Origin of the sequence: Parahaliea mediterranea (assembly GCF_017255185.1) — a bacterium.
Taxonomy (GTDB): Bacteria; Pseudomonadota; Gammaproteobacteria; order Pseudomonadales; family Halieaceae; genus JAFKCZ01.
On the sequence record NZ_JAFKCZ010000010.1, the window covers coordinates 1 to 24204 of the forward strand.

At 58.8% G+C, this 24204-nt stretch carries 21 protein-coding genes; 7 read left to right on the top strand and 14 right to left on the bottom strand.

Features of this window, described 5'->3' with window-relative positions:
- Positions 1-683 precede the first annotated feature (683 nt).
- On the bottom strand, positions 684-1112 hold the full coding sequence (locus JYP50_RS14215) for an OsmC family protein (protein ID WP_206561213.1): 429 nt from the start codon (positions 1110-1112) through the stop codon (positions 684-686).
- Between the two features lie 132 nt (positions 1113-1244).
- Here JYP50_RS14215 and crp point away from each other — a divergent pair, with 132 nt between their 5' ends.
- The gene (gene crp / locus JYP50_RS14220) at positions 1245-1889 is read left to right on the top strand and encodes a cAMP-activated global transcriptional regulator CRP (protein WP_206561214.1); all 645 of its coding nucleotides are present in this window, start codon (positions 1245-1247) and stop codon (positions 1887-1889) included.
- A gap of 230 nt (positions 1890-2119) precedes the next feature.
- Here crp and trpC read toward each other — a convergent pair whose 3' ends face one another.
- The 5 genes from trpC to rpe form a co-directional block, all read right to left on the bottom strand.
- Positions 2120-2926, bottom strand: coding sequence for an indole-3-glycerol phosphate synthase TrpC (trpC, locus tag JYP50_RS14225; RefSeq protein WP_206561215.1), 807 nt, complete (start codon positions 2924-2926; stop codon positions 2120-2122).
- Complete coding sequence (trpD, locus tag JYP50_RS14230; RefSeq protein ID WP_206561216.1) at positions 2923-3963, bottom strand: anthranilate phosphoribosyltransferase; 1041 nt, start codon at positions 3961-3963, stop codon at positions 2923-2925. The genes trpC and trpD overlap by 4 nt, the downstream gene beginning before the upstream one ends.
- Complete coding sequence (locus JYP50_RS14235; RefSeq protein WP_206561217.1) at positions 3960-4550, bottom strand: anthranilate synthase component II; 591 nt, start codon at positions 4548-4550, stop codon at positions 3960-3962. Before JYP50_RS14235 ends, trpD begins: the two co-directional genes overlap by 4 nt.
- Position 4551: 1 nt before the next feature.
- Positions 4552-6051, bottom strand: coding sequence for an anthranilate synthase component I (trpE, locus tag JYP50_RS14240; RefSeq protein ID WP_206561218.1), 1500 nt, complete (start codon positions 6049-6051; stop codon positions 4552-4554).
- Positions 6052-6546: 495 nt separating this feature from the next.
- A complete protein-coding gene (gene rpe / locus JYP50_RS14245) occupies positions 6547-7215 on the bottom strand; it encodes a ribulose-phosphate 3-epimerase (RefSeq protein WP_206561219.1) in 669 nt (222 codons plus the stop codon).
- A 116-nt stretch (positions 7216-7331) separates the two neighbouring features.
- On the opposite strand from rpe, the gene JYP50_RS14250 reads away from it, so the two are divergent.
- Entirely contained in the window at positions 7332-7622 is a 291-nt protein-coding gene (locus tag JYP50_RS14250; RefSeq protein WP_206561220.1) for a hypothetical protein, read from the top strand.
- Positions 7623-7650: 28 nt separating this feature from the next.
- Here the strand turns inward: JYP50_RS14250 and murU are convergent, their stop codons facing one another.
- The gene (gene murU / locus JYP50_RS14255; protein ID WP_206561221.1) at positions 7651-8328 is read right to left on the bottom strand and encodes an N-acetylmuramate alpha-1-phosphate uridylyltransferase MurU; all 678 of its coding nucleotides are present in this window, start codon (positions 8326-8328) and stop codon (positions 7651-7653) included.
- Positions 8325-9383: an aminoglycoside phosphotransferase family protein gene (locus JYP50_RS14260; protein WP_206561222.1), complete on the bottom strand. Its 1059-nt coding sequence runs from the start codon at positions 9381-9383 to the stop codon at positions 8325-8327. Before JYP50_RS14260 ends, murU begins: the two co-directional genes overlap by 4 nt.
- Positions 9384-9466: 83 nt before the next feature.
- Here JYP50_RS14260 and JYP50_RS14265 point away from each other — a divergent pair, with 83 nt between their 5' ends.
- From JYP50_RS14265 to JYP50_RS14285, 5 genes are all read left to right on the top strand, one after another.
- Positions 9467-11869, top strand: a complete 2403-nt coding sequence (locus tag JYP50_RS14265) for an LPS-assembly protein LptD (protein WP_241263165.1) — start codon at positions 9467-9469, stop codon at positions 11867-11869.
- Positions 11859-13205 (top strand): peptidylprolyl isomerase, encoded by a 1347-nt coding sequence (locus JYP50_RS14270; protein ID WP_347136796.1) that lies wholly within the window; start codon positions 11859-11861, stop codon positions 13203-13205. Before JYP50_RS14265 ends, JYP50_RS14270 begins: the two co-directional genes overlap by 11 nt.
- A gap of 63 nt (positions 13206-13268) precedes the next feature.
- Positions 13269-14264, top strand: a complete 996-nt coding sequence (gene pdxA / locus JYP50_RS14275; protein WP_206561223.1) for a 4-hydroxythreonine-4-phosphate dehydrogenase PdxA — start codon at positions 13269-13271, stop codon at positions 14262-14264.
- A 161-nt stretch (positions 14265-14425) separates the two neighbouring features.
- Positions 14426-15538, top strand: a complete 1113-nt coding sequence (locus JYP50_RS14280; protein WP_206561224.1) for a hypothetical protein — start codon at positions 14426-14428, stop codon at positions 15536-15538.
- Positions 15539-15601: 63 nt separating this feature from the next.
- Positions 15602-17023 carry a hypothetical protein gene (locus tag JYP50_RS14285; RefSeq protein ID WP_206561225.1) on the top strand — a complete coding sequence of 474 codons (1422 nt, stop codon included), beginning with the start codon at positions 15602-15604 and terminating at the stop codon, positions 17021-17023.
- Positions 17024-17089: 66 nt separating this feature from the next.
- Here JYP50_RS14285 and JYP50_RS14290 read toward each other — a convergent pair whose 3' ends face one another.
- Genes JYP50_RS14290 through asnB form a run of 6 tightly spaced genes read right to left on the bottom strand, consistent with a single transcriptional unit; the run spans position 17090 to position 24181 of the window.
- Positions 17090-17770, bottom strand: a complete 681-nt coding sequence (locus JYP50_RS14290; protein WP_241263166.1) for a sugar transferase — start codon at positions 17768-17770, stop codon at positions 17090-17092.
- Complete coding sequence (locus JYP50_RS14295; RefSeq protein ID WP_206561226.1) at positions 17771-18958, bottom strand: UDP-N-acetylglucosamine 4,6-dehydratase; 1188 nt, start codon at positions 18956-18958, stop codon at positions 17771-17773.
- A gap of 2 nt (positions 18959-18960) precedes the next feature.
- Positions 18961-20169, bottom strand: coding sequence for a LegC family aminotransferase (locus JYP50_RS14300; RefSeq protein WP_241263167.1), 1209 nt, complete (start codon positions 20167-20169; stop codon positions 18961-18963).
- Positions 20170-20226: 57 nt separating this feature from the next.
- On the bottom strand, positions 20227-21105 hold the full coding sequence (locus JYP50_RS14305; RefSeq protein WP_206561227.1) for a sulfotransferase family protein: 879 nt from the start codon (positions 21103-21105) through the stop codon (positions 20227-20229).
- Positions 21098-22249, bottom strand: coding sequence for a glycosyltransferase family 4 protein (locus JYP50_RS14310; RefSeq protein ID WP_206561228.1), 1152 nt, complete (start codon positions 22247-22249; stop codon positions 21098-21100). Before JYP50_RS14310 ends, JYP50_RS14305 begins: the two co-directional genes overlap by 8 nt.
- Positions 22250-24181: an asparagine synthase (glutamine-hydrolyzing) gene (asnB, locus tag JYP50_RS14315; RefSeq protein ID WP_206561229.1), complete on the bottom strand. Its 1932-nt coding sequence runs from the start codon at positions 24179-24181 to the stop codon at positions 22250-22252. It abuts the gene before it with no gap.
- Positions 24182-24204 lie beyond the last annotated feature (23 nt).

A 24204-nucleotide genomic window follows, 5' to 3' on the forward strand; every position in this document is an offset into this window, starting at 1 on the left:
GGGGCGGCCATGCGCAAGCTGGTACATCTGTGTTATGGCGTCCTGAAACACCAGACGCCGTACCAGCCTCAAGCGGTCTAAGGGACCGTTTGAGGTTGGGTGAGGGAGATGGTATCTACGGGGGACTGGCCCTGGTCCTGATTGGTCGAATGAATTCGACCCTACAGGGGGCTGGCCCTGACCCTGATTGGTCGAATGAATTCGGCCCTACGGGGGGTTGGCCCTGGCCCTGATTGGTCGAATGAATTCGACCCTACAGGGGGTTGGCCCTGGCCCTGATTGGTCGAATGAATTCGACCCTACAGGGGGGCCGACCCTGGCCTTGACTGGTCGAATGAATTCGACCCTACAGGGGGTTGGCCCTGGCCCTGATTGGTCGAATGAATTCGGCCCTACGGGGGGCTGGCCCTGGCCCTGACTGGTCGAATGAATTCGACCCTACAGGGGGGCTGGCCCTGGCCTTGACTGGTCGAATGAATTCGACCCTACAGGGGGTTGGCCCTGGTCCTGATTGGTCGAATGAATTCGACCCTACGGGGGGCTGGCCCTGGCCCTGACTGGTCGAATGAATTCGACCCTACGGGGGGTTGGCCCTGGTCCTGATTGGTCGAATGAATTCGGCCCTATGGGGGGCAGGGGTGTTTCATGTAGGGTCGAATTCATTCGACCATCGGCGCTACCGGCTACGCCGCTTCGAATTCCACAATCTCATGGCTGTGGGTGATCGCCACGCCGGCCGCCCCGAGCATGATGGACGCCGAGCAATACTTCTCCGCGGACAGCTCCACCGCACGCTTGACCTGCGATTCCTTCAGCCCCACGCCGGTGACCACGAAATGCAGGTTGATCGCGGTAAACACCGCCGGCACCGCGTCCGCGCGCTCGGCCTCCAGCTCCACCCGGCAGTCCACCACCTTCTGGCGCGCCTTTTTCAGCATGCCCACCACGTCGTAGGTGGAGCAGCCGCCCACGCCCAGCAGCAGCATCTCCATGGGCCGAAAACCCATGTTGCGACCGCCGAGATCCTCGGGGCCGTCCATCACTACACTGTGGCCACTGCCGGATTCGCCGATAAACATGGCGCCGTCAAGCCATTTTACAGTTGCTTTCATGTGAAAACCTGTTCCTACGTACTGACTATCGAGGGCGCAGGAGCTTAGCACAGCATTACGCTTTTTACTTCTCGCTGCGGTGGGGTACTATTGTGCTGATTTCCGCAGGCCGACAAGCAGGGAGCAAGTCAAGTGTTGAAGCCGCAGATTGTGAACGCCATCCCCAATGTGGAGAATTTTCTCCGCCATTGCCAGCGGCGCGATTACAAGGCCAAGAGCATCATTCTCCAGGAGGGAGCCGAGAGCGATTCAATCCACCTTATTCTCGACGGGTCGGTGTCGATCCAGGTCCAGGACGAGGAAGACTCCGATCACCTGATGGTGGTGAGCTACCTCAACCCCGGGGACTTCTTCGGCGAGATGGGCCTGTTCTGCGACACCCCGGAAGTCCGCAGCGCCATGGTGGTGGCCAAGACACAGTGCGAAGTGGCGGAAATCTCCTACGAACGCTTTCACCAGATTCGCAGCCAGTACCCCGACATCCTCTTCGCCATCGCCGTGCAGATGGCCTCGCGCCTGCGCAAGACCACCCGCAAACTCAAGGACCTCGCCTTCGTCGACGTGTCCGGCCGGGTGGCCCACACCCTCCTCGACCTGTGCAAGCAACCCGACGCCATGACCCACCCCGACGGCATGCAGATCAAGGTGACCCGCCAGGAACTGGGTAAAATCGTCGGCTGCTCCCGGGAGATGGCTGGCCGGGTATTGAAGTCACTGGAAGAGGACGGCCTGGTGGCCGTGTCGGGCAAGACGATGGTGGTCTACGGCACGCGGTAGAGCAGAGGGTCAGGGCAATCCATCCAGCCGGGGATTGTAGTCGAATGAATTCGACCCTACATCAAACGCCCTGTAGGGCACGATGTATCGCGCCGCTTTTGGTCGAATGAATTCGACCCTACATCAAACGCCCTGTAGGGCACGATGTATCGCGCCGCTTTTGGTCGAATGAATTCGACCCTACACGGGCTGGGAGCCTCTCCCCTGTAGGGTCGAATTCATTCGACCTTTCACTCCAGCCCAAACAACTCCTGCAGTTTTTCCCCGGGCTCGTCCGCGCGCATGAAAGCCTCCCCCACCAGGAAAGCGTGCACGCCGTGCTCGCGCATCAACGCCACGTCCCGCGGCGTGTGAATACCGCTTTCGGTAACCACCACCCGGTCGTCGGGGATGTGCGCCAGCAGGTCCAGGGTGGTTTCGAGCCGCATGTCGAAGGTGTGCAGGTCGCGGTTGTTAATGCCGATCAGGGGCGACGGCAGTTCCAGCGCACGCTCCAGCTCCGCCCGGTCGTGGACCTCCACCAGCGCATCCAAACCGACCTCCGCCGCGGCCGCCGCCAGCTCGCGCATCTGGTCGTCCTCCAGGGCGGCGACAATCAGCAGCACCGCATCGGCACCGATGGCCCGGGCCTCCACCACCTGGTAGGGGTCCACGGTAAAGTCCTTGCGGATCACCGGCAATTCACAGGCTCCGCGCGCCTGCTGTAAATAAGCGTCCGCGCCCTGGAAAAAATCGACATCGGTGAGCACCGAGAGGCAAGTGGCGCCGCCGGCCTGGTAGCTCGCGGCAATATCCGCGGGACGGAAATCCTCGCGGATCACCCCCTTGCTGGGAGAGGCCTTCTTGACCTCGGCGATGACCGCCGGCCGCGCCTGGGACACGCGCGCCGCCAGCGCGGCGGCAAAACCCCGGGCGGGCGACTGTTCGCTGATCCGCGACTCCAGCTGCGCCAGGCTGTCGCGGCGCCGGCGCTCGGCGACCTCCTGCCACTTGCGGTCAATGATCCGGCGCAGGATGGTGGGTGCCCGGTTGCTCATGCGGTGTCCCTCACCATCTGGGTGAAGCCGATAAAGGACTTCAGCTTTTCCATGGCCTGCCCGGTGGCCAGCAGATCCTCGGCCATCGCCACGCCATCGGCCAGGGTCGCGGCGAGACCCGATACATAGATCGTGGCCCCCGCGTTGAGCGCGATCATCGCGGCGGCCTTGCGCGCCCGCGGACTGCTATCGCCACCCAGCGCCGCGCGAATGATCGCCGCCGACTCCGCGGCACTCTCCACGGCGAGGCCCTCCAGGCTCTGCCGTTCCAGCCCGACATCCTCGGGGTTGATGCGATAGAGCGCCACATTGCCGTTGCGCAGCTCCGCCACCTCGGTCGTGGTGGCAATGGACAGCTCGTCCAGGCCGTCGTCGGCGTGCACCACCAGCGCGTGCTCGTGCCCCAGCGCCTTGAGTACCTGGGCCAGGGGTTCGCACAGGGCCGCGTCGAACACCCCCAGCACCTGGCGCCGCACCCCGGCGGGGTTGGTCAGGGGGCCGAGAATATTGAACAGGGTGCGCATGCCCAGCTCCTTGCGCGGGCCCACGGCGTGGCGCATGGCGCTGTGGTGGTTGGGCGCGAACATAAAGCCCATGCCCACCTCGTCGATGCAGCGCGCGGTCTGTTCGGGCTTCAAGTCCAGCGGCACGCCCAGCTCCTCCAGCACATCGGAACTGCCCGAGGTACTGGAGACCGAGCGATTGCCGTGCTTGGCCACCCGGGCCCCGGCCGCCGCCACCACGAAGGTGGAGGCGGTGGAGACATTGAACAGGTTGGCGCCGTCGCCGCCGGTGCCGACCAGGTCCACCAGGTGCTCGGTGGAGACCTCCACCGGCAGCGCCAGCTCGCGCATCACCCGCGCGGCGGCGGCGATCTCATCGATACTTTCGCCCTTCATGCGCAGCGCCACCAGCATGCCGCCGATCTGCGCGTCGGTGGCGCCGCCGGTCATCACCTGGCGCATCACCGATGTCATTTGCTCCGCGTCCAGGTCCTTGTGCTGCACCCAGAGGGGCAGGGCCTGTTCGATGTTCATGTTTTCGCTCCCGATTCCAGGAAATTCTGCAGCAGGTCGTGGCCATGCGCGGTGAGAATGGATTCCGGGTGGAATTGCACCCCCTCGATAGCCAACTCCCGGTGGCGCAGCCCCATGATTTCGTCCATCTCGCCGTTTTCGGTTTCGGTCCAGGCGGTAATTTCCAGGCACTCGGGCAGGCTCTCCCGATCCACCACCAGGCTGTGGTAGCGGGTGGCCTCGAAGGGCTCGCTCAGACCGGCAAACACCCCCTGGCCGAGGTGGTGGATCGGCGAGGTCTTGCCGTGCATCACCTGTCGCGCGCGCACCACCTCGCCGCCGAAGACCTGGCCAATGCACTGGTGGCCCAGGCAAATGCCCAGCAGCGGCAACTTGCCGGCGTAGGCGCGGATCACGTCCATGGACACCCCGGCCTCGTTGGGCGTGCACGGCCCGGGGGATATCACGATGCGCTCGGGCCTCAGCGCGGCGATGTCGTCCACCGTGATCTCGTCGTTGCGCACCACATGCACCTCGGCGCCCAGTTCGCCCAGGTATTGCACCACGTTGTAGGTGAAGGAGTCGTAGTTGTCGATCATCAGCAACATGTCAAAGGCCTCCCGCCAGCACCATGGAAGCGGCGCGGAACATCGCCCGGGCCTTGTTGTGGGTCTCCTTCCACTCCAGCGCCGGGACCGAGTCGGCCACCACGCCGCCGCCGGCCTGCACGTAGAGGCGGCCGTCCTTGATCACCGCAGTGCGGATGGCGATGGCGGTGTCCATGTCGCCGGCCCAGGAGATATAGCCCACGGCGCCGCCGTAGACCCCGCGCTTGACCGGCTCGAGTTCGTCGATGATCTCCATGGCGCGGATCTTGGGCGCGCCGCTCAGGGTGCCGGCCGGCAGCGTGGCCCGCAGCACATCGATGGCGGACCGCCCCGGCTGCAGGCGGCCGGTGACGTTGGACACGATGTGCATCACGTGGGAATAGCGCTCCACCACCATCTTGTCGGTCAGCTCCACGCTGCCGGTGTCGGCGATGCGCCCCACGTCGTTGCGCCCCAGGTCGATCAACATCAGGTGCTCGGCGATCTCCTTGGGGTCCGCCAGCAACTCGGCCTCCATCGCCGCGTCCTCCTCGTCGCTGTGGCCCCGGCGACGGGTCCCGGCGATCGGCCGCACGGTCACCTCGCCCCCTTCCAGGCGGGCCAGGATCTCCGGCGAGGAGCCGACGATGTGGAAATCCCCGAGGTCGAGGTAGTACATGTAGGGCGAGGGGTTGAGGTTGCGCAGGGCGCGATAGAGATTCAGCGGCGGCGCCGAGAACGGGACACTCATGCGCTGGGAGGGCACCACCTGCATGACATCGCCGGCGAGCACGTACTCCTTGACCCGCTCCACCGCGGCCGCGTAGCTATCGTAGGTGAAATCCGAGCTCGCCTGGCGCTCCAGCTCCTCGTCCAGGGCGGCCCCCAGCTCGACCGGCGGCAGCGGCGGCATGGGTTCCGGCAGCTTTGCCACCAGCTCCGCCAGGCGCCGTTCGGCGCTTTCCAGCGCCCCCTCCCGGGTGGGGTCGGCATTGACCACCAGCCGAATGGTGCCCGCCAGGTTGTCGAATACCAGCACTTCCTCCGACACCATCAACAGGATATCGGGCGTGCCCAGCCGGTCCGGCGGCATACCCTCGCGCAGGCGCGGCTCCACATAGCGCACGGTGTCGTAACCGAAATAGCCCACCAGGCCGCCGTGGAACACGGGGAGTGCCTTACCCGGCAGGGCCTCCACCGGCGCGCTGCGATAGCGCTGCTGGAAGGCCTCGGCGAAGGCCAGCGGATCGTCCACCTCCTCGCTCTGGGCCAGCTCACCGTCCACCCACACTTCCGCGCGCTGGCCGAACACCTTGAGCAGGGTGCGGCAGGGCAAGCCGATAATCGAGTAGCGGCCCCACTTTTCACCGCCCTGCACGGACTCGAAGAAGAAGGAATAGGGCCCCTCGGCCAGTTTGCGGTAGGTACTGACGGGGGTTTCCAGGTCGGCCAGCACCTCGGTGCTGACGGGAATACGGTTATAGTCCTGCGCGGCGAGCGCAGTAAATTCCTCGGGGGTCATCGGTGTTCCTCGGAGACGAAATGGGCGTTAACAGGTCGCGAACAGTCCCTGGCTACCATCGCCAGCAGGTGACTTCGCGCATCGACAGCAGGTCGATACTGTTGCCCGGGGCTGTTTGCACAGCGCTCTCCAGAGGTTTACAGAAGGCCCTATTTTACATAGGGACCGGTGCATGGCAACCGGCTCCGCGGCAAGAGGGGCATTCCTCCCTGTCGGGCGCGAGGCCGGCCGCTCTCTTCGGGCAATGATCGCGCCGGGGTTTGGTCGAATGAATTCGACCCTACACGACCAGCGGCACGCCCCCCTGTAGGGTCGAATTCATTCGACCACACACGATTGGCGTCCCCCCCCCTTGTAGGGTCGAATTCATTCGACCACACACGATTGGCTCCCCCCCTTGTAGGGTCGAATTCATTCGACCACACACGATTGGTGCCCCCGACCCCGGCGCGGGGCGCGTCCCAAACGCAGCCCCACCCCACCAACGGGACGGCGTCAAACGGTCGCGAGCTGCTCCCGCATCCCGGCAATCACCGCGGCGTAGTCGGGCTGGTTGAAGATGGCCGAGCCGGCGACAAAGGTGTCCGCCCCCGCCGCGGCGATCTCGGCGATATTCTTCGCCGACACGCCGCCGTCGATCTCCAGGCGGATCTCGCGACCCGAGGCGTCGATCAGGGCCCGGGCCTCGCGCAGCTTGTCGAGGGTGGCGGGGATGAAGGACTGCCCGCCGAAGCCCGGGTTCACCGACATCAGCAGCACCACATCCACCTTGTCCATCACGTACTTCAACACGTCGAGCCCCATGTGGGGGTTGAACACCAGGCCGCTCTTGCAACCGGCGTCGCGGATCATCTGCAAGGAGCGATCGACATGGGTGGAGGCGTCCGGGTGGAAGGTGATCCAGCTCGCCCCCGCCTCGGCAAAATCGCCGATCAACCGGTCCACCGGACTCACCATCAAGTGCACGTCGATGGGCGCGGTCACCCCGTGCTTGCGCAGGGCCTGGCACACCATCGGGCCGATGGTCAGGTTGGGCACGTAGTGGTTGTCCATCACGTCGAAGTGCACCACGTCGGCGCCGGCGGCCAGCACAGTGTCCACCTCTTCGCCAAGGCGGGCAAAATCGGCGGAGAGGATGGAGGGGGCGATCAGGTAGTCGGCCATGGGTTTGCTCCGGTGAAGGTCGGTTGGGACGGTATTCTACTGGCTGCCGGGCGGGACTTCACGCCGGATCATGGGCGGATGTGATGTGGCATGCAGGCTCTGGCAGGGCCATACTAATGCCTGGTGAGGGAGGAATTTATGGCCGCCTCGCATTTGATACACTGCAGTGTGGCCGCAAGCTGAAAGCAGCGGGTCTTACTGAGCAGCAGGCTGATGCACTGGCGGAGATCATGGCGGAAGCGTTCGTTCACAATGTCGACCAATTAGTCACCAAGGACTACCTCGACGCCCGACTTGATGCCCGCTTTGCCGAGGTGGAAGGGAAGTTCCGCCTCGTGTACTGGATGCTGGCCGTAATCATTGCCAGCACCACCATTCCCGCCCTGCACAGCCTGCTGGCCGGCTGACACCGCCGCGGAAACCCGCGCTGAACGCCTATGCTGCTCCCAGGCGCGCATCAAGCGCCGCCAGACGCTCAGGCGTACCAATGTCGTCCCACTGCCCCCGGTAGTGCTCGCCGCTCAACCGCCCGGCGGCGATGCCGCTATCCATCAGGGGCCGCAGCGGCGCCTTGCGGTCGGGTACGCCGTCAAAAAAGCCCGGATCGTAGACCGCGATGCCCGAGAACGTGAGGCCGGCCGAGTGCGGGGGGCGCGCCCGCAACCGGCCATCCCCCGCCAGCTGGAAATCCCCCAGCGGGTGCTGCACCGGATTGTCCACCAGCACCAGGTGGGCGCCGCCGGCCGCCACCGGGCGGGCGGCGAGGCCGGCAAACGGGTAGTCCGTCCACACATCGCCATTCACCACCAGAAAAGGCTCTTCCCCCAGCAGGGGCAGCGCGCGCACGATGCCGCCGGCGGTCTCCAGGGGCTCGGGCTCCGGGGAAAGGGCAATGGCCGCGCCCCAGGCCCCACCATCGCCACAATAATCGGCAATTTGCTCGCCGAGATGGGCCGTGTTGACCACCATTTCGCGGATGCCCGCCGCCACCAGGCGCTCGATGTGCCAGCCCAGCAACGGCTTACCGCCCACTGGCAACAGCGGCTTGGGCGTGTGGTCGGTGAGCGGGCGCATGCGCGTACCCAGGCCCGCCGCCAGGATCATGGCCTTCATGAACGCGTGGCCCAGGCCTGCTGCGCCAGTCGCGGCCGCACCCGCTCGCGCCACCAGTCGCCCAGCGCGGCCAGTGCCGGCACTTCGCCGGCCCGGCGCTCGACGACCTCCTCCACATAGGCCATGACCAGCGGCAGGTCCCCGAGGTAATCCGCCTTGCCGTCACGCAGGGACAGGCGGGCAAACGTGCCCAGGACCTTCAGGTGCCGCTGCAGGCCCATTAGGTCAAACCAGCACAGGAAACGGGCCTCGCTCACCGGCGCCATCAGGCCCGCATCCTGCAACTGTGCGCGATAGCGCAGCGCCCAACCCTCGACCCGCGCCACCGGCCAGCGGATGTAGCAGTCGCGCAACAGCGAAACCAGGTCATAGGTGACGGGACCGTAGACCGTGTCCTGGAAGTCGATCACAGCCAGAGCGCCGTCCGCCTGCGGCATCAGGTTGCGGCTGTGAAAGTCACGGTGAACCAGCACCCGGGGCTGCTCCAGGGCATTGCCAACCAGCACCTCCGACACCGATTCCAGCAGCGCGCGATCCGCCCCCGTCAGCTCCAGCCCCAGCAATCGCTGCAAAAACCACTCCGGCAGCCTGCCGAGCTCCTCCTCCAGCAGGCCGGCATCGTAATCGGGCACCCGCGCCGCCTGCGGGCTCACCCGCGCCAGGCGCGCCATCACATCCAGGGCGGCCGCGTACCAGCCGTCCGCCGTACGCGTGTCGAGCTCGGGCAGCAACAGCCTGTCGCCCAGGTCTTCCAGCAACAGGTAGCCGCGATCGAGGTCCGCCGCCAGCACCCGCGGCACGCGCACGCCCCCCGCCTCCAAGGCCCGCTGAACCGCCAGGAAGGCCGTGTTTTTCTCCGTCGCGGGGGGCGCCTCGAGCACAATCACGGAGCCCCTCCGGACACGCAAGCGGAAATAGCGCCGATTGCTGGCATCGCCGGCCACCGGGACCAGCTTCGCGCCGGGGTCGGGCTCCGCCAATTGCGCCACCGCCCAGGGCAACAGGTCAGGTGGAACGGCACGCGGCTTGGGGGCTTGGCTAGGGGGGGCGGACAACAACAACTCCTCGCTGGAAACACAGACAATGCAGGATCGATGCTTTATCATCCGCGTTTATATCAAAAATTGCACCCGACTTGATGAGCCCGGCCAGCCAGAGACTCCCGCACACCACCTTTCCCGCCTCCCCCCGACGCCTGGCACTGGCCATCTCCCTGGCCCTGCCGCTGGCAGCGGCGGCGGAAGACAGTGGCGACGGTGCTGAATTGCGCAGCTACCCCCTCGACTGGGTCCCGGCATACGAGGTGCCGGAGTGGCTGCGGGACCGCGAGTGCCGCAGCTGCGGCGGACGCTATATCGACCCGCTGGCCGGCTCCGACACCGACGCCGTTCCCGAGGAATCCGACCTCAACGCCAGCGCCAGCAGCACCGAGCTGCAGGGGGACGACGTGTACCTGCACGGCGGTGTCGCCGTGCGCCAGGGCTACCGCCGGCTGGAGGGCCAGGAGGCCTACTACAACCGCGGCGACAGCACGGGCACGCTCACCGGTGGCATCACCTTTCGCGAACCGGGTATTCTGCTGCGGGGCCAGGAAGCGAGCTTTTCCTCGGACACCGGCGAGGCCGAGATCACCAACAGCCAGTTCGTGCTGCACCAGCAACATATGCGCGGCGCCGCCGACAGGCTGCGGCGGGATGCCAAGGGCCGCATTCTCGTCGAGGACGGCCAACTCAGCTACTGCGCCCCGGGGGACAATGACTGGGCCATCAGCGCCGAGCACATGGAGCTGGACCTGGACGAGGGCCTGGGCACCGCCAAGGGCGCGAAAGTCGAGGTCGGCGGGGTGCCGGTGATTTACCTGCCCTGGCTGCGCTTCCCCCTCGACGACCGTCGCCGCACCGGCTTCCTGTGGCCGGAAGTCGGCAGCGGTACTCGCGGCGGCCTGGATATCGCCACGCCGGTGTACGTCAACCTGGCTCCCAACTACGACGCCCTGTACACACCACGCTATATCGAGGAGCGGGGGTTCAACCACGAAGTCGAGCTGCGCTACCTGCACCCCAACGTCGGGCGCTGGGCCGTGGGCGGCGCCTACCTGGCGGACGACACGCGCTACGAGGACGAGCGCCCCGACCTCAACAACCACGACCGCTGGCTGGCCAAGGTCCAGCACCACGGCCTGTTCGACCAGCGCTGGCGCTCCCGGGTGGACTACAGCAAGGCCTCCGACGTGGACTACCTCAAGGACCTGCAAACCAGCAGCCTGGAAACCCGGCGCGAAACCAACCTGTTGCAGCTCGGCTCCCTGGACTACCTGGGCGATCGCCTGCTGGCCAGCATGGACTTCCAGCAGTACCAGTCCCTGGCGGACGACATCAACAACGACTACAAGAAGCTGCCGCAAATCACCGGCCAGTACCGGGGCGACAACACCCCCTTCGCCCTGGACCCAATCCTGCTGGGCCAGTATTCCTACTTTGACTCGGACGACAACCGGGTCAAGGGCCAGCGCATCTATACCGAGGCAGGCCTCACCTACCCCATGCTGTGGCAGTCGGGCTTTCTCAAGCCCACCGCCAAATACCGCTACCTGGAATACGAACTCAACGACCTGAACGCGCGGTTGACCAATGACAGCCCCAGCGCCGGGGCCGCCCTGGCCAGCCTGGACGGCGGCCTGTATTTCGAGCGCCCCACCCGCTTCGGCGACAGGGGCCTGCTGCAGACCCTGGAACCGCGCCTGTACTACCTCTACAGCGAGTACGAGGACCAGCGCGACCAGCCCGACTTCGATAGCGCCGAGCTGACCTTCAGCTACAACCAGCTGTTCCGGGAAACCCGCTTCTCCGGCCGCGACCGCCTGGACGACGCCAACCAGCTCTCGGTGGGCGTGACCACCCGCTACATCAGTGACGAGGACGGGCGCGAGCACCTCAACGCCAGCCTCGGCCAGATCTTCTACTTCCGCGACCGCGAGGTGCGCCTGCTGCCTACCGCCGAACCCATCGAGCAGTCCGGCTCGGAAATGGCCGGCGAGGTGAACTTCTATCCCAACGAGCGCCTGGCAGTGCGTTCCAGCCTGGTGTGGGACCCCTACAGCACCAACATGAACGCCGGCTATGTACAGGCCGGCTACACCAAGGACGACGGCAGTGTGTTCAACGTTGGCTACTCCTACCGCCGGCCGCTGACCGCCACCACCACCCAGCCAGTCACCGAACAGGCCCACTTTTCCGCCTACTACCCCCTGGGCAACCGCTGGACGCTGTTTGGCGCCATCAACTACAGCGTGGAGGCGGACTCCAGCGTGGAAGATATGATTGGGGTGGAATATGATACCTGCTGCTGGAAGCTCAGGCTGCTACACCTGCGTTATTTTGATACCGTTCCCGGCCAGACACCGGACTTCAGCGATCCCAATCTGGAGCGGGAGTCCTCCACACAGGTGCAGCTCGTCCTCAAGGGCATGGGCGGCGTGGGCAACCGCGTCACCGGCCTGATGCATGACATGATTCGAGGTTTTAGAGAACGTGAGTATTAAGGTTAACCCCATCCGCCGTGTAACAGCCGGTTCTTCAGCGATTCGGCGTGTCGGCGGTTACGCCAGGAGCCTTGCGCTCGGCATCGGGCTCGCCCTGGGCGCCGGCCTGGCGCCGATGGCGAGCGCCGCCACCGAAATGCTCGACCAGGTGGTCGCCATCGTCGACGACGATGTCATCATGGCCTCGGAGCTTCGCGACCGGCTGGCAACGGTCAGCGAGAGCATCCGCTCACGGGGCATGGAAATCCCCCCCGAGGACGAACTGATCCGCGAAACCCTCGATCGCCTGATCCTGGAGAGCATCCAGCTGCAAATGGGCCAGCGGGTGGGCGTGCGCATCTCCGATGCCCAGCTCGATGCCGCGGTGCAGCGCATCGCCGCCCAAAACCGCATGAGCGTGGACCAGTTCATCGCCCGCCTGGAACAGGAGGGCCAGTCCTACGCCGCCATGCGCGAGAATCTGCGCCGGGAAATGGTCCTGCAGCGCGTCCAGGCCGGGAATGTCAGCCAGCGGATCCAGATCACCAACCAGGAAATCGACAACTTCCTGGCCACCGAGGAGGGCCAGGCCCTCACCCAGCCGGAGTACCGCATCGTTCACGCCCTGCTGGCGCTGTCACCCGACGCCGCCGAGAGCGAAGTCGCAGCGGCCGAGGCCCATGTGGAAAAACTGCTGCAACGTATTCGCAATGGCGCATCCTTCGACGAGATCATCGCCTCCAGCGAGGGCGAGTACGCCTTTACCGGCGGCGACCTGGGGTGGCGCCGCCAGGGGGATCTGCCCTCCCTGTTCGCCGATGTCGCACCCACGCTGGCCGAGGGCCAAACCTCCGACCCGATTCGCAGCCCCAGCGGCATCCACCTGATCAACATGAACGCCAAGCGCGGCGGCGAGCAATTCGTCGACCAGACCAAAGTCCGCCACATCCTCATCCAGCCCAGCGAGATCATGACCGACGACCAGGCCGAGGCTCTCGCGACGGAACTCAAACAGCGCATCGAGAACGGCGAGGATTTCGCCGAGCTGGCCCGGGAGTACTCCGAGGACATCGGCTCCGCCCAGGAGGGCGGCGACCTCGGCTGGACCCAGTCCGGGCAGATGGTGCCCGAGTTCGAGGCGGTCATGAACAGCACCGAAGCCGGCGAAGTCTCCGAGCCCCTGCGCAGCCAGTTCGGCTGGCATATCCTGGAAGTCATCGACCGCCGCAACCAGGACATGACCGAACAGGCCATGCGCAACAAAGCCGCCGAGTACCTGCACCAGCGCAAGTACCAGGAGGAGCTGGACGCCTGGCTGAGGAAGATTCGCGACGAGGCATTTGTCGACATTAAATAGCAGCGCTCGCGTACGCACGCTCCAATGTAGGGCGGAATTCATTCCGCCAGGATGACCAATCCAATGGCCATACCCACCATCGCCATCACCACCGGAGAGCCCGCCGGCATCGGGCCCGACATCACGCTGATGGCGGCGATGCGGGAGTGGAATGCGCGGCTGGTGGCCATTGGCGATATTGACATGCTTCGAGAACGAGCGAAGCTCCTCGGGCTAGAGGTTCAGCTCATCGAATTCCAGCCCGAACCCAAGAGTGAACCCCTGCCATCGGGCATGCTGCGGGTATTAAACATTCCTCTCGCACAACCTGCCATTCCCGGCCAGCTGAACCCGTCCAATGCTGGCTACGTACTGCGGATGCTCGACGAAGCGATTGATGGCTGCCTTAAGAAACGGTTTCAGGCGATGGTGACAGCGCCGGTGCAGAAATCAATCATCAATGACGCGGGCATCCCTTTTAGTGGACATACCGAGTATCTGGCCGAAAAAACAGATACTGAACACGTTGTAATGATGCTGGCAAGCGGTTCGCTGCGAGTCAGCCTCGCCACAACGCACCTGCCACTCAAGGACGTCCCCGCCGCCATAACCCCCGAGAGTCTTGAGCGCACACTGCGAATATTGCAGAAAGCTTTGGTCGACTCCTTTTCTATCGCCGATCCGACCATCGCTGTACTGGGTTTAAATCCCCACGCCGGGGAAGGGGGGCATCTCGGCCGGGAAGAAATAGACATTATAGCTCCCCTCATTCAGCAGCTTCGGCGCGAAGGGTTTTCTTTGATTGGTCCACTACCTGCCGACACCGCCTTTAATCCTGAAAATCGCCAGCGTGTAGATGCGTTTTTGGCGATGTATCACGATCAAGGGCTACCGGTACTCAAGTTTTCCAGCTTTGGTGAAGCCGTGAACATAACTCTTGGCTTACCCATTACGCGAGTATCGGTAGACCACGGCGTGGCACTGGATCTGGCGGGAACAGGAAACGCATCGGACTCAAGCCTTATTGAGGCCATAAAGGTAGGAGGGGCGGCATGTAGTGCGGCCCACCTGGAACGGTAGCTCGACTATCCGTGACCTCCACCAGCAATAAACAGTTTCTCGCCGCGTGCGCGGTAGCCCTTACCACGCTACTACTAAGTGCGGCCGTCCTTGTTCCAGTCTACCTGGGTCTAGCGCCTACCATTCACCCGCACCTGGCTCCCCACATTCAGGCTAGCGAGATGGCGCCAGTTTCCCTGTCCGGCACAAGTTTCAAACCAGTGGTGTTTGGCGAAGGCGGTTACGAAGGAAACAGCGCCGTACTAAAACAACTTTCCAACGGTCAGGGCGTACTAGTCTCGGTCCAACAAGTTGACAGCAGCCGCTATCCGTTTTTGCATGTAGACACCAGCGAACCGCACCCCGGAATAAAAGTATTCTTCATCTGGCGCACCGCGAAGAATCCGAAGCACCTACATTATGCCCAACTTTACGGGAATGAGGGCGGCTCTCACTATATTGACCTCAGTCACTACGCTAACTGGAAAGGAAAAATCGTAGAGAGCTCAATCGGGGTATTTGGCGACCTGAGAGGGTCACCCTTTATCTTGAATAAAGTGGAGTATCTTCCCTACAGCCCCTCAACCCTCCTGAGAGTAATATGGGGCGAGTGGACAGCATTTTCGACATGGGACCAGTCCTCCATAAACGTATATCGGGGCATTCCAAAACAAGCGCTTGTCTCGCCGGTCATCATCGGTTCATTGTGGATAGTCGCATCAATTGCGCTGTACCTCTTAGCCTACAAACTCTGTGTTCGAAGGCTTGGCGCAAGACTAACCCTGGGCAAGTTTCCGCCCACCTACCTGAACCTGGCAATCATTGTGGGTACTACATGGCTACTCCTCCACGGCCTTTGGCTGGAAAAATTCTTGCAGCAGCGCAAGGAAACTGTCCTGGCCTTCGCCGGTAAAACCATTAACGAACGTAAATTGTCTGACTGGGATGGCGAATATTTCGCCCTGGCCAGCAAGGTAAAAGAGGCTATTCCCGAGGAAGAGAAGCTGGCTATTCTTTTCATGGGGGAGGATATGAAAGAGCCAGTACCCCAGCGGGTTCGCTATCACCTGCTTCCGGAAATTAGAGCCAGCTTCATTCGACATTTGGAAAAAGGTTCACTACACAGATCAGCGAAGGATTACAACTACATACTTGTACTGTGGTCGCCAACGAACGAACCGGCAAAGTCAATGGAGACACTTCGCAACCACCTTGCCAAACACCACTGGAAGAAAACCGATGTACTCAACGACCCGGCAGGGGCTTTAATCACCTTGGAAAAACTAAAAAAATAGCCACCAAAGACAAACTTAACCCGCATTGGTAACCAGGCGTAACATGATCAATCAGGGCTACGAATGACAGAAGACTTTTCCGCGATCGGCCTAACCGTCGCGATACTCCTGCCTTGGTTAACAGGCACTCTCCTGGCAAGGCTTGCCTTGTGGGGAGAGTGCCCCCTGACGCTTAAACTTGCCCACGGATACTTACTGGGAAACTTTGCGACCATTGTCCTAATACGTATTTGCGATGCACTGGGGTGGCAATTCAGCTTTTGGGGTATTTGCGCATCACTGGGAATACTTTCGATAATCGCTCTACTATCTACGAGTATCCTGCGATCACGCCCCTCTTTCAACAGCACTCAAATTCTGAAGCCAGAACCAGTGCGTCTTCTCGCCTGGCATTGGTTCGTATTAACCATACTGCTTGGCCTGACACTTATTCAAGTATTCGCCATCGCACAGGAAATAATACTCCGCCCCACCTTTCCTTGGGACGCATGGCGAGGCTGGGAACCCAAGACCATACAGTATTTCACCAGCCAGTCCCTTTACGCTGAAATGTTCACTATCGGCAACTACGGAGAAATTTCTCCTCAAATACACCTTTGGGCAATGCTCGGCGCCAACTCAAGCACTTCCCCATCAACACATCTACCCTGGCTATTTGCCTTCCTAGCAATTGGCTTGGCAATTTACGGTCAATGTAGAATCAACTGTTCTTTTATTGCATCGGCCATTGCGGGCGCCGCGGTTATGAGTCTTCCCTATTTATCCATCCACGCGGCCCTGGCGGGCTACGCAGATATATGGTTGGCCCTAGCCTTCACGCTCGGCATTATTACCGTAATAAACCTGAGCCAAGCGAAAAGTTTCCGCTTGATCATACTGACATTGATCTACGCTTATATTTGTTTGCAATCCAAGCGCGCAGGGTTTGGCATGAGTTTGATAATACTGCTCTGCCTGTTCGTCTCAACCTGCAACAACAAGAAGTGGCTGGCAGTATCGAGCTCAGCCATTACCATTGGTCTTCTGTTCTTGTGGGGATTGGTATTCGTGGGAAAAACTGAAATCACACTTCCCTTGCCGGAAGGAAACAGCGTCTCCCTTACACCAGACCAACTGAAAATTCCCGGGATAGCAAACTTCAGCTTCAATGAAATCTCGGCGATCACACCACTGTATGAGGCTCTATTTAAATTTGGAAGTTGGCATCTAACAATCGTACTGCTACTACTATCCGTGGGATACGCCATTACACATCGCACATTAGATAACATCAGCAAAATAAGCCTGGCTGCCATCGCCTCTGGCTTTATCTACGTAGGCATCTACTTCTCCGTCATTTCACCAATGGCAGCAGAAAACCACACAGGTCTATCCAGAAGCCTGCTCTACATGATGCCACTCTGTATATATCTCTCTATCTATCTTTATCATCGAGCAATACTTGAGGCGCGGGACAAACAAACGTGTCCTTCTGGCGCACCTTAACCCAGACAATTTGCTAGCAGTCTCCTGACATCCAACAACAAAGAGAACGTGCTCCGCGCTACCATATCAGCCAGGATAGTTGACGAAGCGCACCAGTTCACTTGGCGGACGGGGAAGCCCCTTGAATGCGCTCCAAACCAAACTTGAACGGGGAAATATAACAACCCACACAGTTACAAAGATACATTTCAGATAGTTCTCAAGGCTGCGGTTAGCTACGTACCATTCCTCCAGCAGCCCCTTATAAGGCATGATTACTTGATCATAAAAGCACTCTGGATCATTACTTTCGTGAATCATATCCTCCTCACCCCTGAAGACAATGGACCCGATTCCCGAAAGTCCTGGCCGAACCTTTACGACTTCCATTTTGGAGCGCTCAGGAAAAGCCTCAAAACACCGCTCAGTTTGAGGCCGCGGCCCCACCAAACTCATGTCTCCAATCAGAATATTCGCGAGTTGAGGTAGTTCATTAATTTTTGTTTTTCTCAAGAACCGCCCCAAAGGCAAAACCCTCGGATCACCTCGAACGGTGATAGTGCCAGTATTCATATTAGGGCTATCTTTCAGCATCGTGGCGAACTTGAAAACCCCAAAAGCCCTACCCCCGTAGCCAATCCTTTTTTGCAGATAGAATATTTCCCCTTCGCCAGTAAAACGAAGAGCTATAACAACCGGAATTAACACAGGAGACAGTACGACAATAGCCGTACCGGCCAATAAAATATCTAACAATCTCTGCATCATCTACATCCGGCCATCTAAATACTTTCCGGTTTCCTTATGCTGAAACTCCGGAATCATCTTATTAAACAGGCGCACAATATCCGCCTTACGCCTGACTGTCTGACTGCGCATCGCGTCTATTTCGCACAAGAAAGCATCCAGCAAATTATCATTGGACCAGTCTTCATTCTGCACAATACCTATAGAGCTAAACCTCGACATATCGAGATTTTCCTTCCCGGTAAAAAACTCTTCAAAGTCCTTTTCTCCGGTAGTATCACTTGCAAAAAAATACACAGGCCATTGTTTTCGGGGAATCAGCTCACCCACCCGCCGCCTTGCCTCTTCCTCACTCTCGCAACGATAAGCCTGAAACCCGAGCTTATCGAGGAACTTTTCAGCAATATCACTAAACCTGACAAGGTCCAAGTTCTCGCTCAACTTGGGGAAGAAAATTTCGCGATTCTCACCTAACATACCTGACATCAAGCACAGCTCCCCTGACTCCTGAGGCGTGACAAAATATCTTCGCACATCACTCGGAGCGGAGATCGGCTGCCGCTTTACAAAACGCTGATTGAATCCATGCAAAAGCGATCCGTCAGAAAAAGCCACGTTGGCAAACCGCGCTGTAGAAATCGGCAGGCTTCGGCTCTCCCTCATAAGAAACATTTCCATAATCAGCTTGCTCGCCCCCATCATATTGACGGGATTAGCGGCTTTATCCGTGGAAACGCAAAAGTACTTCTTTGCCCCCGAATTACGAGCCAAACAGATAGAGCTGATCGTATTGAGAATATTGACTTCGATCATACGCATAAGGGTATAGGGGTCTTTCTCACTACGAACATGCTTTAGCGCAGACAGATTGAAAACGTAGTCATAAGGGCCCTCACTTTCAATCAGAGCCTCAAACTCTCGTGAACCGCAGTCAACCGCAAATGTTCTAAAGTCACCTTCTACGTAGCCGAGTGTGCTGCGAATGTCCCGCACAAGCTCAACCATATTGTTTTCACTGATATCTACCACGTGCAGGGAAAGTGGATTCCGCTTAAAAATCTCCCGAGTAACAGACTGCCCGATTGAGCCCGCTCCTCCTATCACCAGAAATCGACCAGAAGACACCTGCTCATCCAGCTCTTTCGCGTGCGTCTTAACATCGTCTTCGAACAGCTCCTTCTCGCGACCGATCAATTCAAGTACGTTCATAGCTACTCCTGAATATTATTGGCGACCGCCGACGATTCTGGAACACTGGATGGGATGTTCACAACCCGATCTTCGAGCCACTGCGAGTTCTCCAGACCGTCATGCTGGCAATGGCGATACATTTTCAAACGATTCATCAGTGTCCAAATCGGCCGGACCATCACCCCCTCTGCATTACAGTTATTGAGAAACTCATCGCGTTTTTCCCGCGACTCTAGCAAAACAGCATTCAACCAGTTATTTCTACGCGTTCCTTCGGGAGCCTCAATAAATTGTAATGGCGAGGAAGTGAGGATTTTTCTATAACGATCTGCAACTTCTGATTTTCGCTTCAGCATCTCCGGCAATCGTTCAGCCTGCGCGCAACCCAGCGCCGCATTGAGATTCGGCATACGATAGTTGTATCCAAGTTCATCATGCACAAATTCGTAAGCATGCGGGGATTTGGCGGTCGTGGTTAGATGCTTGGCTCGAACAGCCAACGAAGCATCGTTCGTAATGATCATCCCTCCACCACCTGTCGTAATGACCTTATTTCCGTTAAAACTAAGGACTCCCAACTCACCAAAAGTACCAGTATGCTGCCATCCCCCAGATTGATTCCGTGAGGTACTCCCCAGTGACTCCGCAGCATCTTCAACAACGGGAATACCCCACTCTTCGCACACCTCTTTAAGATCGGCAATACGACAGGGAATACCGAACGTGTGCATGGGAAGACATGCAGCCAGGCGCCGACCGCTGAATTTATTGATTATCTGCCCGTTCTTTCGTTCGGCATGCTTTTCCAGAAAAGTACTCAAGGCTATCGCGCTTAGCCCCAACGTATCACGATCCACATCAATAAATACTGGGGAGGCGCCAAGGTACTTAATGGCATTGCATGTTGCCACAAATGTGAGTGCCTGAGTAATCACATCAGTATTAGCTTCGACGCCGGCGAGCTGTAAAGAAACATGCAAGGCTGCTGTCCCATTGACCGTGGCGACCGCGTGATCTGCCCCAACAAAGTCAGCAATCTTTCTCTCAAACTCAGCGACTTTCTCACCGACAGAAGAAACAAAGTTTGAATCAATACAATCTACAAGATACTGACGTTCGTTACCCTCAAAAATCGGACGGTGCAACGGTACGGGACCAGCTCCATACAGCCTCCTTATCTCCTGCATCAATTCCAGATAGCTCGCATCGCTGTGGTTCATAATCTGCATCTGCCGTCTTGGATCGCTATAATCTATAGGTTTGTCAGGTCTACGGTTACCCAACAATCAGTTGTTCAAGTAACCCAGCTTAGATAAAGTGCCGCCAACCAGATTTTCTAGATGTGCGACTTCGTCTGACGAAAATGCGGAGCGCCCCTTCCCTAGACTGGACGCAGACACGTCGCTAACCGCTTTAGCCACTACCTCTGGCTCCGCAACCATACCAAGAAAATTGAGTATTCGAGTAAGCTGCCTGGCTGGATCAGTGACTATGTCCTCATATCGCAGCCTAACTACACGGTCTTCGCGAATGCCTTCAAAAGCTCTTTCGGCAAGTTCGTTGCAGCGCTGCCACTGCAAGGCACAAATCTCATTCAGAGAAAATTGACTTACCAACTCATCCATGTCTTTAGTCGCCGGCCCCCAGAAGGCGAGGCGATTCTCCTTGGAAAATACTCGGTGAATGCGGCTTCCAAGGTAGCGAACTCCGTAATACGGAATATCCGTCGGAGGTACAAAACGCAGTTTCTGGAGTAGATATGGGACGTCCATCTCCGCAGTCCATCTCAAACGAGCTGATCCTGTTGCATCAATACCATCGCGATATATGTATATATACTTCGCTTCTGGAAGCACCCGATCAACAAACGGTACTCTGAGGCTGTTGGCGCAGGTCTTTTCAACTACTACCCCTGCTGATCGTGTTCTCGCAACCCAATCGAACTTGCTTCGAATATAGCCTCGGACAAATGACGTCGCCAAGTCGGCAGGAAATTCATCGGAAGGGTGACGCAGGTTTCCATGTCGCCAAATATAGTTAATTTCGTCGCACGGCCACGTTGCGACACCATCCATACGACAAAGAATATCACGAAGCATATTGGTTCCGGATCTCGGGGCACCAATTATCACCAGCGGAAGATATTGCATATCAGATTTATTCATCCGAAATCTCTACCCCGAGTTCTCGATACAAGCTTAGATGCTGCTTCTGTATGGCACATATGTCGAAGCTGGCTTCAGCCATATTGCGGCCCGCAACTCCGAATTGTTGACGAATACTTGCGTCTTCTATCAGCTTTGAAACTGATTTAGTCAAGCGGTCAATATCATGCAAGGGGACGAGATATCCATTCACACCATCGCTTACAACTTCCCTCACACCCGGGACATCAAACGCTGCTATCGGAACTCCACTAGCAGCCGCCTCAAGCAATGCCCGAGGAACACCTTCCCGGTAGGAAGGAAAGAGCATGATATCAGCATGCTGAAGCCGCTCGGGTATATCTGTTACTTTTCCAAGAAATGTAAAACTAGTCTGGCTCTGAACCCAAGATTCTGGCACAGCATCGGGATGCACTTTATCCAACTCACCGGCCCAGTAAAATTTTACTTCGGGGTTTAATTTTGTAATGCGTTCCGCAACTGCGGCAAATTCCGCGACCCCCTTCTGCCATATTAATCGCCCCACCATCAGAATAACGAGAGGGCAGTTTTCGAGACTCTCTTGCTGCATGCGAAATCGCGACAAATCCACCCCGGAGCCAATGATCAAATGACTTATTTCTTCTCTAACCCATGCATTGGATATAAATAGCTCCCGGTCGTCACGATTTTGAAAAATTGTGGCATCACAACGAGGAACTGCCATTCGATAGCCAATTCCGGCAAGCTTCGACAACCAGCCGCCCTTTATGAAAGCGTGCCCCAATCCGGTAATAGTATTTACCACGGCAGGAGAACCATTGCGCTTTGATTTTCCTACCAAGGTGCCAAGAATTACCGGCTTAGCATGAAAATTGTGTACCAGCACCGGATGATAGGTATGAAGAATTCTGCGAAAACGCAACCAGGCGAGAAAGTCGACAAGCGGTGAGAAACCTCCCCGACTGAAATGCACGACCTCCAGTTTTACCCCAGCTTCAACGAGAGACCGGCTTTCTGCGTCATCCGCAGTGGCAATAACTACTTCCCAGCCTTGACTCAAAAAATGCCGAATAATTCCAGATCGTGAACTCGTTAGGGCATACCCACGATTCGCAGAAAACAACACACAAGGGGCACGCTCATTTGCCTGCGAGCTGGACATTTAGCCATACTCCTCAAGCCACGCCTGGAACATTAGCACATCCCACAGATAGGCATGCCAACGACGCTCGCCACTTATATGCTCGTTCCACATTGTTCTGATTTGCATTGGCTTGAAGTATCCCTCTTCTCGCAACCGGCGCTCACACAACAACGTTTCCGCCCAGTCTCGCAGCGGTCCGCGAAGCCAATGCTCAATCGGTACACCGAAACCCATTTTTGGCCGATCCATTAGTTTGGAAGGAATATAGCGATTCAATACCTGTCTTAACAGCCACTTTCCCTGCCCGTCGCGGAATTTGTACGCCGTCGGCACCCTCCAGGCAAACTCCACCACCCGATGATCCAGCAGCGGCACTCGCGCCTCCAGACTCACCGCCATACTGGCCCGATCAACCTTGGTAAGAATATCGTCAGGCAGATACGTCATCATATCTAGATACATCATGCGCTCACGAAGACCAGGCAGGTTCGGTAACCGGCTTGGCTGGCCTAGCAGCGTAACGGGCTCTGTTGCGCCGATAACCAGTTGATCAGGCTGCTTGGCGTGAGACACGAGATCGCGGTAGAAGGAGGTGTCACTGGAATTTGACAGAATTTCAGCCAACTTGGGGAGCCGATCGGCGAGATGCTTGATGTGGTACCTACTCGGCAGGAGTTGCATGGCCTTCTCCAGTGGGTACCCCGGCGAATGTGTCATAATGAAGGCCGCCAGCTTGCGCGCCGGCAGAGGTATTCGGCTCAATTTTCGCCACACTTGCTCAGCCTTGAAATAGCGACCATAGCCGTAGAACAACTCATCCCCCCCGTCACCGGAAAGGCTAACCGTAACGTGCTGGCGGGCAAGCTGGCTGACAAGAAACGTAGGTATCTGCGAGGAATCTGAAAATGGCTCGTCATATATGGACGGCAATTTTGGTATCACCGCCATTGCCTGCTCAGGCGTCACATACAGTTCAGTATGATCCGTACCGAGGTACTCGGCTACGCCGCGGGCGTGCACAGCTTCGTTGTAGCCCTCCTCATGGAAACCTATGGAGAAGGTTTTTACTGCCCGATCAGTCTGCGACTGCATCATTGCAACAACAGTTGAGGAATCATAGCCACCGGATAGAAAAGCCCCAAGTGGCACATCCGCCGCCATACGTCGTTTTACCGCATCGCGCAGGAGGACATCGAGTTCATCGACAAGTTCTTCGGGATCGTCAACGATGGAGGCGGCGTTACCCTGCTCGGCGAGCCGGCCCAGATTCCAGTAACACTGCGGCCCGCTCACGACTCGTCCCCTATCGCGGATGGTCACGAAGTGAGCCGCTGGGAGCTTGGCAATTCCCTTGTAAATACTCCGGGGTGACGGAACGTAACCATGCCGCATAAACTGGGCCAACGCATCTCGATCTACAGAGCCTTGCCACTTGGGGTGTGCGGCCAAGGCCTTAAGCTCAGAGCCAAACAGAAAGGTATCACCGCTGCGTCCGTAGTAGAGGGGCTTCTCACCCATGCGATCCCTGGCCAGAATCAAGGTCTGCTCAACGGTATCCCATAGAGCGAAAGCAAACATTCCGTTAACTCGCTCCAGAGCCTTCTGCACTCCCCAGTACCGTAAGGCGGCGAGCAGGGTTTCCGTATCCGAATGCCCCCGCCAGTCGAAAACAAGACCCTCACGAACCATCTGGTTGCGCAAATCCTGGTGATTGTAGAGCTCGCCGTTGTAAGCCAGCACGTACCGACCACACGGCGATTGCATCGGCTGGTGACCGGCAGCAGAAAGGTCCAGAATGGAAAGACGACGGTGCGCCAATGCCAGCCCGGCGGCTTCATGGGCCCAGACTCCCGCATCATCAGGACCCCGAGCTGCAATTTTGCCAGCCATATGCTCCGCAACAGTAGCCTTGGCTAATTCGTTACTCCAGAAACCCACAAATCCGCACATGGACTAACGATCCATCGAATCAG